Genomic DNA, 13678 nt, shown 5'->3' with positions numbered 1-13678 from the left:
CATAGGCCGAATTCACCCCGGCTATTGGACGACCCATCACACACCATGCGTGTTTGGTCAGAAGACTGCCAACACCAGGCCTCGGGGAGGATCCACGTAGAGCACCTACAAGGATCAAATATCCACCGAGGCCGCCGGAAAAATCCGGCGGCCTTTTCAGTTTCTACCCACCATCAAACCATCGATTGGAAAATCCCAACCGAAGACCCCCGAAAGGAGAAAAACATGGAGGCGCTGCTCTTTGAAAACGCACCGTGGCGTGTGGACGCCGCGTGCCGAACCGACGACGCCTCGCTCGGGGAGATCTTCTTCTCCGACGAGCTCCAGCACATCTCCCGGGCCAAGGCCATCTGCGCCGAGTGCCCAGTGATGGCCCAGTGCTTGGAGGGCGCCATCGCCCGCCGTGAGCCGTGGGGAGTGTGGGGTGGCCAGCTGTTCCGCAACGGCAAGGTACTGACCAGCAAGCGCCGCCGGGGTCGTCCGGCCAAGGTGCCCCGGCCCGAGGACGAGTTCGTCCAGGTGCCGGTGCCCGAGCATCTGCGCGAGCGGCTCCGCTCGGCCTGATGGCCTGGTTGGCCTGATGGCCGGGCAGCACCGCCTGGCGGCGCTAGTCGTCGCCGTGTCGCTGTTCGCCGTCGTCGCCGGCTCCTGTGGATCGGGAGCCGGCGACGATGTCCAAGCCACCGACATAGAATTCGAACTACTGGACGGTGGCACTGGCACGATTGACGCTTTTCTCGACCGCCCTGTCGTACTCAACTTCTTCGCTTCATGGTGTACGCCCTGCGTTGCCGAGATGCCAGCGTTCGAGGCGGCCCAGCAAGAGCGTCCCGATGTGACCTTCGTTGGCCTAGCCTTCAACGACACCATGACGAAAGCCCGGGAGATCGTGGCTGATACTGGAGTTACCTACGCCACCGGCTTGGACCCGGATTCCGCCATCGGTAACTCCTTAGGGATTCTGGGCATGCCGACCACATTTTTCATCACCGCCGACGGCGAGGTCGTCTACCAGCACACCGGCGGCCTGACCTCCGAACAGATCACCGACCACCTGGATACGCACTTCACCTCGTAACCTTCCAGTTGTGTTCGACTTTGATCTGGCGGTCCCGTTTGGAGCCGGTTTGGTCGCCGCCGTCAATCCGTGCGGATTCGCCATGCTGCCGGCCTATCTGGCCTACTTCTTGGGAATCGGGAGCGCGGACCAGGCGGGTGACACCGGGCGAAACGTCCTCCGGGGATTGCTGGTCGGGCTCACCCTTACTGCTGGATTCGTGGCCTTCTTCGGCATCATCGGCGCACTTACCTCGTCGCTCATATCCACCTCCACCATTGCCGACCGAGGTCCGTGGATCACACTTGTGATCAGCGGACTCATGGTGGTGCTGGGAATCGCCATGCTGGCTGGCTTCGAGCCCAAGATCTCTGTGCCCCGACTGTCCAAGGGAGGCGACAGCCAAGGACTTATCTCCATGTTCTTGTTCGGGGTGTCTTATGCGGTGGTGTCGCTGGGATGCGCCAGCCCAGTGTTCTTCGGCAGCGTGAGCGGCTCGTTCAGCACCGATGGGGTGTGGGAGGGAACCCTGCGATTTCTGGCCTACGCCCTGGGCATGGGGCTGGTCATCACCATCTTGACGCTGGCAGTGGCCATGGGACGATCGGGGGTCACCGCCAACATGCGCCGCCTATTGCCCCACATAAACAAGATTTCAGGCGGTTTCTTGGTTGTGGCCGGTGTGGTGCTCGGGTTCTACGGCTGGTGGGAGGTCCAAGTGCTGTTGCGCGACGACTTCGAAGCCACCAATCCATTCGTCGAAGCCTCCTACATGGTTTCCAACCGACTGGAGAACTGGATCATCGACGTGGGCGGCAACCGCTTCGGCCTGGCCACCGCGATCGTGGTGCTGACCCTGCTGCTATGGGCGCTCCGCCGCAATATTCCCCGGCCTTGGCTTCTTTCGGCCAGTGCAGTGGTGGCCACAGGGTATGGGGTGGCGGAGGCCGTCAATTACCAGGGCGATCTGTTGATACTGCCCATCGTGCGAACCATTGCGGCCATCCCCGAGCGAGTGGGCAATTGGTTCACCGATCCCGGCCGGTGGCCGGTTTTCTGGGAGGTGCTGCTGGCGGTGATCGTGGGCATCGTGTTGTGGATTCGCCTTCGGCCCCGGAGCGACCCCGGCCCGCCCATGGTCGGAAGCGGTAGCGCATAGCTTGTCTCTTGCACCACGGGCCGCGATTGCCGTCGGGCTAGGAGGGCTGGCCGGGGCCGGCGGGCGCTGGGGGCTGGTCGAGGTGCTGCCCGCCTCCGACACTTGGCCCTGGGGAGTGCTGGCCGTCAATCTGGCTGGTTGCCTGCTGCTCGGCTATGTGGCTGCGGCCGCGTGGTCGGCCCGGGCCCAGCTTCCGGTGAGCCTCGGACTGAGCACCGGCTTCTGCGGCAGCCTGACCACGTTCTCGGCGCTGACCGTGGACGTGGCTGAGATGGCCCGCAACGGCGACTGGGGCTTTGCCGCCAGTTATCTGGCCGTCTCGGTTGCGGGCGGGGTGGCTCTGGCGTTGGTTGGCGCCGCTCTGCGGACGGCCTGGAGGCGGGCGGCACCATGACGGCGCTCGGTTTCGTGGTACTGGCGGTGGCCGGAGCGCTGGTTCGGGCTGAAGCTGCTCAGAGGTTCAATGCGCCAACCTGGCCCTGGGGGACCCTGGGAGTGAATGTGGCCGGCAGCTTCGCTTTGGGCCTGCTGGCCGGCAGCGGTAATCCGGTGATGACCGCAGTGGGCGTGGGCGCACTGGGATCGCTGACCACGTTGTCGGCGTTTGCGGTGGAGCTGACCACCTTGGGCCGCAGGCGGGCCGCCGCCTACCTCGCCGTCAGCCTCGCCCTCGGCCTCGCCGCAGCCGCTGGCGGTCTGGCAGTCTCGGACTAGCGGCCCTGAATCAGAGCGTGGCTCGGCCTAGATAGGGGCGTAGCACCTCGGGGACGACCACGGAGCCGTCGGGTTGACGGTAGGTCTCGACTATTGCGGCCCATACTCGGGGGACGGCGAGGGCGGAGCCGTTGAGGGTGTGGAGGATGCGGGTGCCCTTTTCGCCGGTGGGCCGGTATCGGAGGTTGGCTCGGCGGGCCTGGTAGTCGGAGTACCAGGAGCACGACGACACCTCCAGCCACTGGTCGGCGCCGGGGGCGTAAACCTCCACGTCCCACGATCGGTGGTGGGACTGGCCCAAATCGCCGGTGCAGATGTCCACGATGCGGTAGGCCAAACCCAACTCGGCCACTGCGGCCTCGGCCCGCTCCAGGATCTCAGCGTGAACCGCGGGCGCTTGGTCGGGGGTGGCGTAGGCCAATATCTCCACCTTGTCGAACTCGTGTACGCGCAGGAGTCCTCGGGTATCGCGACCGGCGGCGCCGGCCTCGCGGCGATAGCAGGAAGTGTGGGCCATCATCCTCATGGGCAGGTCGGCCTCGTCGAGGATTTCGCCGGAAGCCAGCGAGGTAAGCGGCACCTCGGCGGTGGGGATGGCCCACAAGTCGTCTCGCTCCAACCAGTAGGCGTCGTCGGCGAACTTGGGGAGCTGGCCGGTGCTCACCATGATCTCGCTGTGGACCAAGGTGGGCGGGCGGATCTCCTCGTAGCGGTCAGCGTTGCGGTCGAGCCCGAACTGGACCATGGCCCGGGCCAGCGACGCCCCAGCCCCCCGGAGCATGGCGAACATGGACCCCGACAGCTTGGCGGCCCGCTCCATGTCCAGCCAGCCAGCTTCTACGGCAAACTCCCAGTGAGGAACTCGCTGGTGGTCTCCGTAGGAATCGGGATCGAAGTTCTCCACCCGCAGAACAGGATTGTCGGTTTCGTCCGCGCCGTCGGGGGTGTCGGCGGCAGGCAGGTTGGGGATGTGCAACAGCAACTGGTGGATTTCGTCGGCAACTGCGTCGGCCTCGGCGGCTAGGGCCTTCTCCTGCTCGCCACGCTGGCGGCTCTCGCCAGCCGCGGCATCCGCCTCGGCATCGCGGCCGTCGCGCTTGAGCTGGCCGACCTGCTGAGATAGCTCCTTAACCTCATGGCGCAGGGCATCTCGCTGGGTAATGAGATTGCGGTGGCGTTCATCCAGGGCGGCCACATGCTCCAGTTCCGACAGGTCGATCCCCCGGCGGGCCAGCGCAGCCCGTGCCGCGTCGTAGTCGGAGCGCACCAGGCGCAGATCGATCATCGAGAGCCGTTGGTGGTGTGGGAGCCGTTGGAACCCGACGTGGCGGGAACCCGAGTATCGGCAGCGATGGGCCCCGATGGGACCGTGGTGACCACCCTCATCTGGGTGTTGGCCCGCTGCTGGACGCCGGCCCAGCGAAAGAACAACACTCCGATCCATGCCCACAGGTACATGCCGCCCACCAGCTTCATGATGAGCCCGGCCGCTTGCTGGTCAGCCCGGATGCCTATGCCCCACATGCGGACGTCGTGGTCGTAGACGCTGTAGACCGCGCCCTGGGCAAAGGTTAAGAACGCACCGGGAACGGTGGGCACGACCGACATCAAGAACAGGTAGATCATCTTGCCGGGAGCGCCCATGCGCAGCTCGGGGATCGGACCGCACACCGGCAGCCACATCACCATCGCAGAGCCGAACAGCAGCAGGTGCACGAAGTAGTGCAGGGCGCCGCTTTCTACCGAGGTGTTGACCACCCAGGGGATGTGGCTCACCGCCACCATGAAGTTGAACAAAACCCCGGCTAATACCGGACGGGCCAGCCGCCGCACCCACACCCCGACGCTGCCGTCGCCGCTGAGCACAAGCCGGGCCAGCCACTCGGGCATGGCCGCCCACAGCAGCGGGGGCACCACAAAGGTGATGAGCAGATGCTGGATCATGTGCACCGAGTACAGGTACTCCTCAGAGATGTCGTGCATTGGCCAGTCGCTGGCCACCCACAGCAACACCATGGCCCCGACGAAGGCCAGCTTGTGGTAGCGGGCAAACGGGGCTTCGCCGGCCGGAGCGGCTTTGGGGGCGATGATCCGGGCCGCGTACCAGGCCATGGCGATGGCGGCCAGCAGGATTAGCCAGACCTCGGCGTGGGGCTGGAACCGCCAGATATCGGTATCGGCCGCGAAGACCACGACGGCCAGTCCGTCTACCAGAAGCGGAACGCGGTCAACATGACCATGTACACCGCCATGGCCAAAATCAGCCCGAACACGAACAAGCGCCAGAAGATCGGGGCGTCGAACTTCAGGTGCATGAAGAAGGCCACCACCAAGAAGAACTTCACCAGCATCATCAAAACCAGCATGATGATTATGGCGGTGTCACCCCACCCGTGAACCGTTTCAAAATAGGTGAAGACCTCGAACGCGGTGAGCAGCGCGAGGGCTATGGCCACCTTGACATAGAGCCAGTCGGTGGGATGGGCGTGCTGCTCGGGAGCGTGTGCCGTGTCAGGAGACTCAGGAGTGACGGTGGCCATGGCTGATCCTATTGCGGGAAGAGGTACACGATCGTGAAGATCACGATCCAGACGACATCGACGAAGTGCCAGTACAAACCGATGATCTCTACGGTCTCGGCCCGCTCCGGCCCCAGGTTGCCCCGCATCGACATCACGAACAAAGACATCAGCATGATGATGCCGATGGTGACGTGAGCGCCGTGGAAGCCGGTCAGGGCATAGAAGGCGGAGCCGAACAGGTTGGTGGTAAAGCCCAGGCCCTCGCTGTAGAACGCGGTGAACTCGTACACCTGCCCGGCCACAAAGGTGGCCCCCAGCGCGGCGGTGGTGGCCAGCCAGATGCGGTTGCCTCGAATATCGCCCCGGGCGACGGCCGACACCGCGAACACCATGGTCAGCGAGCTCATCAGCAGCACGAACGAGCTGACCGACGTGAACGGGATGTCGAACAAGTCGCTGGGGCCGATGTCGTTAGGGCCGATGCGGCCCTTGTTGAACATATAGGTGGAGATAAGCCCGCCGAACAGCAGGCACTCCGAACCAAGGAACACCCACATGGCCAGCTTCTCATTGGAGATGCCGGTGCTGGTGTGGTGCTCCTCAGCGTGGGAAGCAGCCTCGGTGGCCGGTGTCTCGGCAGTCAATGTGTCATCCAACGGTCGCCGCCTCCTCGGTATCAGCCGGCGCTGCGGCTGAGGCGGACTCTCCGTCCGGTCCGCCGTTGCCAGCGGGATCGCCGTGGTCATCGCCGTCGTCGTGATGATCGTCGTGGTGGCCAGCGTCGTCGGGGTCGTCGGCCGGTTCCAGAACCCAGCCGTAGATGGCCCCCACCAAGAGCACCAGCCCGGCAGCGGCCAGCCACAGGTTGTAAATGAGGCCGTAGCCCACCAGCAGGATCCCTCCGCTCAAAACGATGGGCCAGTACGACGGGGACGGCAGGTGCACTTTGGTGTTGCTGCCGTCGTGGGCAATTTCTTCGGCGGTGGCCGTTCTCACCACCCGGTGGTTCTCGTCGACGCCGTACTTGCGGTGCCAGAAGTCGTCGAGGCGCTCCACCTCTATCTCCGAGTCGAAGTTGTGCTCGGGCACCGGGGAGGCGGTCATCCACTCAAGGCCGCGGGCGTCCCACGGGTCGGGGCCCACGTCGGGGCGGCCGGCCCGCTGCCATTTCCGGGTGCTGGCGTAGATGTTCCACAAGAACATGGCCACCCCGAGGGCGATGACGAACGCTGCGATGGTGGCCACCATGTTCCACAGCGCAAAGCCCTCGTCGGCTCGGTAGGTGGCAATGCGCCGGGACATGCCCTGCAAGCCCAATATGTGCATGGGTCCGAAGGTGAAGTTGAAGCCGATGAGCAATATCCAGAAGGCGGCCTTGCCCCACGCCTCATTCAGCTTGTAGCCGAACGCTTTGGGCCACCAGAAGTGGAAGCCGCCGAACAGGCCGAGCAGCGCCCCGCCGAAGATCACGTAGTGGAAGTGGGCCACGATGTAATAGGTGTCGGTCTGCTGGGTGTCGGACGGGGCGATGGCGTGGGTCACCCCCGAAAGCCCGCCGATGGTGAACATCGACACCACTCCCACGGCATACAGCATGGGGGTGGTAAATCGCAGTCGACCTCGGTACATGGTGGCCAGCCAGTTGAGGATCTTCACCCCGGTGGGCACGGCGATGAACATGGTGGAAACCGAGAACGCGGCCACCGCCAGCGGCCCGATGCCCGAGGTGAACATGTGGTGGGCCCACACCCCCCAGCCCATGAACCCGATGGCGATACCGGAGGCGACCATGAAGTGGTAGCCGAACAGGGGCTTGCGAGAGAACGTGGGGATGATCTCCGAAACGATCCCGAAGGCGGGCAGAATCAGGATGTACACCTCGGGATGGCCGAATATCCAGAACAGGTGCTGCCATAGAAGCGGGTCAGCCCCGGCCTCCACGTTGAAGAAGTTGGCGTCCCACAGCCGGTCGAACATCAACAAGAACAGGGCCACGGTGATGACCGGGATGGCGAACAGCAACAGGAACTGGGTGATGAGCAGCATCCAGGTGAGCACGGGCATTCGGAAGAAGCTCATGCCCTTGGTACGCATGTTCAACACGGTGACGATCAGGTTGATAGAGCTGACCAACGACGCGATACCGGTTATCTGCAAGCCGACGGCGTAGAAGTCAATCCCCTTGGACGGTGAGAAGGGTAGCCCGCTGTTGGGGGCGTAGTTGAACCAGCCGCCGTCGGGAGCGTTCTGGAACCAGCCGCCGATGAAGATCGAGGAGACGAGGAGTAGGCCGCCGGCCAAGAAACACCAGAAGCTGAAGGCGTTGAGACGGGGGAAGGCCACGTCTCGGGCCCCCACTTGCAGGGGAAGCAGATAGTTGGCGAAGGCCGCGGCCATGGGCATGATCACCAAGAACACCATGGTCACGCCGTGCATAGTGAACACGCCGTTGTAGGTGCCAGCGCCGATTACGGAGCCGTTGGGAGTGGCCAACTGGAGGCGGATGAACAGGGCTTCGGCCCCGCCCACCAAGAAGAAGAACATGGCCGCCGCGCCGTACATGATGCCTATGCGCTTGTGGTCGACGGTGAACAGCCAGCTCGTCCAGCCCTCGCTGCCTTGGGGCCGGGTGAACACGCCCAGGGGACGGTGGGCAACGGCAGGGCCCGCCGGCAGCGCCAAGGTCTCCTCTGGGGCGGTGATCGTGCGGTCAGTGACGGTCATGCAATTACAATCAGTCGAGGGTGGACAGGAAGGCAACGACATTGTCGATGTCGGTGGTGCTCAGACCGGTACGGGCAGGCATTCCTCGGAGGCCGTCGGCATCGGCGGGCTTGCGCTCAGGGGCGTTGTAGATCCAGGCCTCCAGGTCGCCCCGGTTGAGGGTGCCCTGGTTGGCCAGTTCCAGGTACGGGATATGGTCGCCGGCGCCCAAATAGAGATCGAAAATAGATCCGGCGAACGTGCCTCGGGTCATCAAGTGGGTCAGGTTGGGGGCGGCGCCGGCGATTAGCTCATCGGTGATGACAGGACCGGCGTAGCCGCCGTTGAACTCGCCGTAGATGTCCCAATCGTCGGGAGGCGACTCAGCGGCGCCGCCTCTGTTGGCCGCGGAGGTGAGCCCATTGACTGCGTGGCAGCTGGCGCACTGCTGGCTGAAGACTTCCCAGCCCGCGGCTGCGGCCGTGCCCTCGGCGGGAGCCTCGGCCGGGGTCATCTGGTTGTCTCTCCACTGGGCGAATTCTGAGGGGGTGAGGGCCACGGCCACCATCTTCATGTAGCCATGGGAGAGACCGCAGAACTCGGTGCACTGCCCCCGATAGCGGCCGGGGTTGTCGGCTTGGATCACCCAGTCGTGGCTGCGGCCGGGAACGGCGTCGCGCTTGCCGTTCAACTTAGGTATCCAGAAGGAGTGGATCACGTCGCGTGATTTGATGTCGAGGGCCACGTCGACCCCGGCGGGGATGACCAATTCGTTGGCGGTCACGAAGTCGGGCGCAGTCGTGGTGTCGCCGTCCAGGTGGTACTGGTACTCCCACCACCACTGCTGGCCGATCACGGTGACCACCATGTCCTCTTCGGAGGCCTCCACATCGTCGAGGGCGAACAGGGCCACCAGGGTGAACACCGAGATCACGGCCAATAGCACCGTCGGGATGATGGTCCAGGCGATTTCGAGGCGGTCGTTGCCGTGGATCTGGTCGGGGAACTCGTCGTCTTCGTAGAAGCCGTGCTCGCCGTCACCGGTATCGGAGCCGCCCACCCGGTAGCGCCACCAAAGCGCCAGCACCGCCCCCTGCACCAGGAAGAACACCACACCGGCCACGATGAAGATGGGGTTGATGAGCCGGGCGATGTCGCGTCCCTGGCGGCCGACCGGAGACAGGGTGGACAGCGGGTGATCGTCGGTGACCACGATGCCGACCACGATCAGCGCGATGGTGCCGGCGATCACCAGCAGGCTCGATAGCCAGACCAGAGCCTTGAGCCGACTGCTCATCGGACACCGCCCCTCGATGACATCGCAGCCATCACTCGGGCTCTCCGTGATCGCTAGCGGGTTCTCCGTGCTCGGACGCCGGCGCCTCATGGTGGAAGTCGCGTGATCCCATCGCCGCGGTGATAACCCCAGCCACCAAAACGCCAACGCAGATCAGCGCCACCGTGCCGGCGATTATCGACCGGCTGATCTTGGGAACGACAGCGAACACCACCGCAATGAAGAAGATCACAGTGGCCACCACCCCGGCTACGATCACCGCGCTGAACTCGGAGACCGTCAGCAGCACTCGTGACAGGGCCAGCACCAGAACCGCCACACCGAGCGCCGCGGTCACCGGGTACTCGATGGGGCGCATGATGCGGTTGCGGAGGTTACGGTTGACTACCGGGTCGGCGGTGGCCCGATCGGCCCATGAGGTGAGCATCCACTCAAATGTCGCTGCCCCCACGATGACCAACCCGATCACGAAGATGGTGGCGTGGGTGACCAGTCCCACGATCATCGCGCCCCCTCCGAAGGCGGCCACGGCCGGCCAATAGTTGGCCTCCAGGTCGGATTGGGTCTCGGGAGTCTGGCCGTCGTCCATCAGCTCGCCCACCGACTCGGCATCGGCGTCGCGGAAGGCCACCAAGAACACGGCCACCAACGCCGAAAGCAACGCGAATCCCATCAGCACCACATAGCCGACGTGGTCGCCGATTCCTCCCTTGTAGCCCAGGCTGAGCACGCCAACCCAGGTCTCCACATTGAGCACCGCGAAGTATTCGGTGTCCCCCCCGCTGCCGCTGGCCACGCCGTAGACGGCGGCCGCGGCCACTGCGGCACCAAAAAAGCCGAAGAACAATTTGAAGCCGGGGGTGAACACTATTGCCCTCCCTGGCATGGGTGATGCGGTGCGAATCCGACGACGAACACGAGCGGCCTACTTCAGCACGAAGATCGCCGTCCAGATGACGACATAGACGAATACAACGGCGTACCAGAAGATGGACGCAGCCACGAACCCGTCGGTCTGACGGCTGCTGTACTGGCCGCCCAGCGCCCGAAAGGCCATGAGGAGCAGGAACACCAGGCCGATCGCGATCATGGCCAGGTGCGACCCCGAGATGGTGTAGATCAACGCAGCAGCGATTGACTCGTCGGCTACCAATCCCATCTGGGTGTACTGGAAAGAGGTGGTGATGACTACGGAGAACCCGAACAGCGTGGTCAGCGTGGTGGCCAATATGGCGTGGGTACGGTCGTCCCGGGCGATGGAGTACACCGCCCACTGCATGGTGACCACGGACATCAACATGGTCCACGCCGCCACCGTGGGCTGGGCCAGTTGAATGTCGGCACCGGACGGGATCCACTCGCCGCCGCCGGCGAGGGCGTCGGACCGCTGGCGGAGGTACACCCCGAACAAGGCGGCGAAGTACATGAGCGCGGCGGCGGTACCGAACACGGTGCCCACCAGCAGGGTGCGCTGACGAGACTGCGGAGCGGCCAGGGGTGTCCCGACGGCGATATCGGCCATCAGGCCTCGCCTCCTTCGTTAGCTTCAGCCTCAGGAACCGAGGTGAGACTGCGGGCCACGTTCAGCGCCACCAACGCCAAGCCACCCAACACTGCGATGGCGCCGATCAGCCCGATCACGTTGAGGGCCTCCACGAAGCCCAAGGAGTCGATATCGGCGATTCGGCTGGTTTGGTAGGGCCGGGCTGGCTGGTCGAAAAAGCCGCTCAGCACATCGGTGAGCCCGACCAAGATCGCTCCACCGGCCAGCGGCAGCACCGACAAATAGCTCAGCGGCACATTGAGGGGACGACCGAGCACTCGCGGCGCCCAGTGGTAGAGGCCGGCTACTGCGGCCAGCAATCCGCCCAGCACCGCGAAGTTCATCATCCCGGTGACCAGGCTGGAGCCCTCGAGATCGTCCATGGCGTCGAAGAACCCCCGCCACACGTCGTCGTCGAACTCCCGCAGTACTCCCAATGCGGGCTCGGCCACCCGAAGCACCCCGGCGACGACCGCCGCGGTCAGAAGAACTCCGGAGATGGTGACCAGCGCGAACTGCGGGGTGATCTGCGGGCGCTGGCCCGCCGACACGGCGTTGAAGGCCAGCCAGCCTCCGTAGGCCAGCACCACTAGGGCGATGGCCAAGCCGAATGCCGTGAACACCACCTCGTTGGTGACGACGTGGGCGTCGTTGGCCGTTGGGTCGGCGCTGTCGAAGAAGCTCTGCGCCCAGGCACCGAAGGCGAAGAACCCGAAGGCGCCCACGATGACGGCCATGGGCTCGAACATCTTGGGGCGGCTGCGGTGGGCGGCGGTGAACACCTCGGCGGTAATGCCGAGCATTGGGATCACCCAGGCGTACACCTGGGGGGCGTCGAATGCCCAGGCAATCTGCTCGAAGGGCGCATCTCCCCCACCGAAGCCCACGGCGTCGGCCCCCCGCATGTCCACCCAGGAGATAACCAGGCTTGCCAGCAGCACCGGCAGTGAAAACAGCCACACTCCGGTGGCCACCAGCATCGACCAGGAGAAGGCGGGCACCTGGAGCAGGTCCATGCCTGCCGGGCGCTGGGTGACGATAGTGGTGAAGATCACTCCAGCCCCGGCCAGCAGGCCTAGCCCGATCATGCCCAGCGACAGCACGGTGAGCTCCACCGACTGCCCGCGGGAGGCATCGGCTTGGACCGAGCCCAGCCCTCCGTAGGAGAACGTGGCCGCGATGTGGGTTATGGCGCCCACCAGCCAGGTCCAGAAGGCGGCCGCCGCGGCCCGCGGAAAGGCCACCGAGGACGCGCCGAGCTGGCGGGGGATCACCGCAGTGGCCAGGCCCAAGAACAGCGGCACCAGCCCGCACAAAATCAATGTGGTCCGGTACAGGCCGAAGACCTGGAAGAGCTCGTTGGAGTTCGTGAAGATTCCGAAGCCACCGTCGATGTCGGCCTGCTCGATGCCGATCAATATGCCGAGGGCGAGGGCCAGCCCGGAAAGGAGCAGGGCGAAGACCACATACATTTGGCCGATGGTCTGGTGATCGCCGGTGCTCAGGAATCGGGCCAAACCAGTGGGCGGGGTCCATTGGTCGGGCGACGACTGGACCGCAGGTCCGGAGTCGCCGCCTGCCGCGACCGCGTCTGGTTCTGGCCTCGTCTCAGTGAGGGTCATCGTGCTCCACGAAGGCGGGTGTGGGTCGGAACTTTACACATCGCCCGTGCCGTTTCTCGCATCAAACAGCATTGCCGAAACACCCGCTGGGATCGGGTCTTTCCGTCAGACACCGGTGCGAACCACCTGGTCGATCACCATTGCTCCGAACAGCAGGGTGATGTAGGTAATGGAATAGGAGAACAGTCGCATGGCCGAAGCAGTGGCCTCAGTGCGCAGCACCTGCACGGCGAAGTACAAGAAGACGGCGCCCAGCACCACCGCGCTGATCAAATACACCAATCCCATCTCGCCCACCGCGCTGAACAGAACAGACAGCCCCCACAGCACCACGGTGTAGCCGATGATTCGCACCGCAGTGGTGCGGGTGCTGGCAACCGCCGGAAGCATGGGCACGTTGGCCGCTTGATAGTCGTCTCGATAGCGGATGGCCAGGGCCCAGAAGTGGGGCGGGGTCCAATAGAAGATGAGTCCGAACAGCACTAGCGGCGCCCAGCCGAGGCTGTTGGTCACCGCAGACCAGCCCACCAGCACCGGCACTGCCCCGGCGGCCCCGCCGATGATGATGTTGCGGGTGGAGGTGCGCTTGAGCCACAGCGTGTACACGAACACGTAGAACGCGGTGGCCGACACGGCCAGCACAGCGCTGAGCAGGTTCACGAATCCCCACAGCCACGCGAAGGCCAGCACCTCCAGAGCAATGGCGAACACCAGCGCTCGGCCCGGGGCGACTTCGCCGGTGACCAGTGGGCGGTTCTTGGTGCGCTCCATGAGGCGGTCGATGTCGCGGTCGACGAACATGTTAATGGCGTTGGCCCCGCCAGCGGCCAGCGTGCCGCCCACAACAGTGGCCACCATGAGCCACACCGAGGGGATGCCCCGGTCGGCCACCACCATGGTGGGCACCGTGGTAACCAGCAGCAACTCGATAATGCGGGGCTTGGTCAGTGCGATGTATGCCCGCACTGGGCGCGTGTGGCTGCGAGGAGACAATTGGGCAAGACCCATGACGTGTCCAGAGTACGGTTTCAGCGCTGAGCAGGCCAAGGTATCGAGAGCAG

15 protein-coding genes are annotated in these 13678 nt (G+C 64.5%); 5 read left to right on the top strand and 10 right to left on the bottom strand.

Annotation, left to right across the window (positions count from 1 at the left end):
- The first annotated feature begins 225 nt into the window (after nt 1-225).
- From ACOOGG_RS11440 to ACOOGG_RS11420, 5 genes are read left to right on the top strand one after another with little or no spacing between them, the layout of a single operon-like run.
- A complete protein-coding gene (locus ACOOGG_RS11440; RefSeq protein WP_420435230.1) occupies nt 226-564 on the top strand; it encodes a WhiB family transcriptional regulator in 339 nt (112 codons plus the stop codon).
- A gap of 16 nt (nt 565-580) precedes the next feature.
- A complete protein-coding gene (locus ACOOGG_RS11435; protein ID WP_420435229.1) occupies nt 581-1078 on the top strand; it encodes a TlpA family protein disulfide reductase in 498 nt (165 codons plus the stop codon).
- Between the two features lie 10 nt (nt 1079-1088).
- Nucleotides 1089-2216 (top strand): cytochrome c biogenesis CcdA family protein, encoded by a 1128-nt coding sequence (locus tag ACOOGG_RS11430; RefSeq protein ID WP_420435228.1) that lies wholly within the window; start codon nt 1089-1091, stop codon nt 2214-2216.
- A gap of 1 nt (nt 2217) precedes the next feature.
- Entirely contained in the window at nt 2218-2610 is a 393-nt protein-coding gene (locus tag ACOOGG_RS11425) for a fluoride efflux transporter FluC (RefSeq protein ID WP_420435227.1), read from the top strand.
- Nucleotides 2607-2930: a fluoride efflux transporter FluC gene (locus ACOOGG_RS11420; RefSeq protein WP_420435226.1), complete on the top strand. Its 324-nt coding sequence runs from the start codon at nt 2607-2609 to the stop codon at nt 2928-2930. Before ACOOGG_RS11425 ends, ACOOGG_RS11420 begins: the two co-directional genes overlap by 4 nt.
- 10 nt (nt 2931-2940) lie before the next feature.
- Here ACOOGG_RS11420 and serS read toward each other — a convergent pair whose 3' ends face one another.
- From serS to ACOOGG_RS11370, 10 genes are all read right to left on the bottom strand, one after another.
- Complete coding sequence (gene serS, locus ACOOGG_RS11415; protein WP_420435225.1) at nt 2941-4215, bottom strand: serine--tRNA ligase; 1275 nt, start codon at nt 4213-4215, stop codon at nt 2941-2943.
- Complete coding sequence (locus ACOOGG_RS11410) at nt 4212-5123, bottom strand: cytochrome c oxidase assembly protein (protein WP_420435224.1); 912 nt, start codon at nt 5121-5123, stop codon at nt 4212-4214. The genes serS and ACOOGG_RS11410 overlap by 4 nt, the downstream gene beginning before the upstream one ends.
- 14 nt (nt 5124-5137) lie before the next feature.
- A complete protein-coding gene (locus ACOOGG_RS11405; RefSeq protein ID WP_420435223.1) occupies nt 5138-5470 on the bottom strand; it encodes a cytochrome C oxidase subunit IV family protein in 333 nt (110 codons plus the stop codon).
- Between the two features lie 8 nt (nt 5471-5478).
- Nucleotides 5479-6108, bottom strand: coding sequence for a cytochrome c oxidase subunit 3 (locus ACOOGG_RS11400; RefSeq protein ID WP_420435222.1), 630 nt, complete (start codon nt 6106-6108; stop codon nt 5479-5481).
- Entirely contained in the window at nt 6101-8176 is a 2076-nt protein-coding gene (gene ctaD, locus ACOOGG_RS11395; RefSeq protein WP_420435221.1) for a cytochrome c oxidase subunit I, read from the bottom strand. Before ctaD ends, ACOOGG_RS11400 begins: the two co-directional genes overlap by 8 nt.
- Before the next feature lie 10 nt (nt 8177-8186).
- A complete protein-coding gene (gene coxB / locus ACOOGG_RS11390; RefSeq protein WP_420435220.1) occupies nt 8187-9452 on the bottom strand; it encodes a cytochrome c oxidase subunit II in 1266 nt (421 codons plus the stop codon).
- A gap of 31 nt (nt 9453-9483) precedes the next feature.
- On the bottom strand, nt 9484-10320 hold the full coding sequence (locus ACOOGG_RS11385; protein ID WP_420435219.1) for a hypothetical protein: 837 nt from the start codon (nt 10318-10320) through the stop codon (nt 9484-9486).
- A gap of 57 nt (nt 10321-10377) precedes the next feature.
- The gene (locus ACOOGG_RS11380; RefSeq protein ID WP_420435218.1) at nt 10378-10974 is read right to left on the bottom strand and encodes a cytochrome c oxidase subunit 3; all 597 of its coding nucleotides are present in this window, start codon (nt 10972-10974) and stop codon (nt 10378-10380) included.
- A complete protein-coding gene (locus tag ACOOGG_RS11375; RefSeq protein ID WP_420435217.1) occupies nt 10974-12617 on the bottom strand; it encodes a cbb3-type cytochrome c oxidase subunit I in 1644 nt (547 codons plus the stop codon). The genes ACOOGG_RS11380 and ACOOGG_RS11375 overlap by 1 nt, the downstream gene beginning before the upstream one ends.
- A 105-nt stretch (nt 12618-12722) precedes the next feature.
- Nucleotides 12723-13625 (bottom strand): heme o synthase, encoded by a 903-nt coding sequence (locus ACOOGG_RS11370; protein ID WP_420435216.1) that lies wholly within the window; start codon nt 13623-13625, stop codon nt 12723-12725.
- Nucleotides 13626-13678: the final 53 nt, after the last annotated feature.

Source organism: Candidatus Poriferisocius sp. (genome assembly GCF_965214065.1).
Taxonomy (GTDB): Bacteria; Actinomycetota; Acidimicrobiia; order Acidimicrobiales; family Bin134; genus Poriferisocius.
The sequence above is the reverse complement of the archived record's forward strand: the minus strand, read 5'-3'. Positions and strand labels throughout refer to the sequence as shown.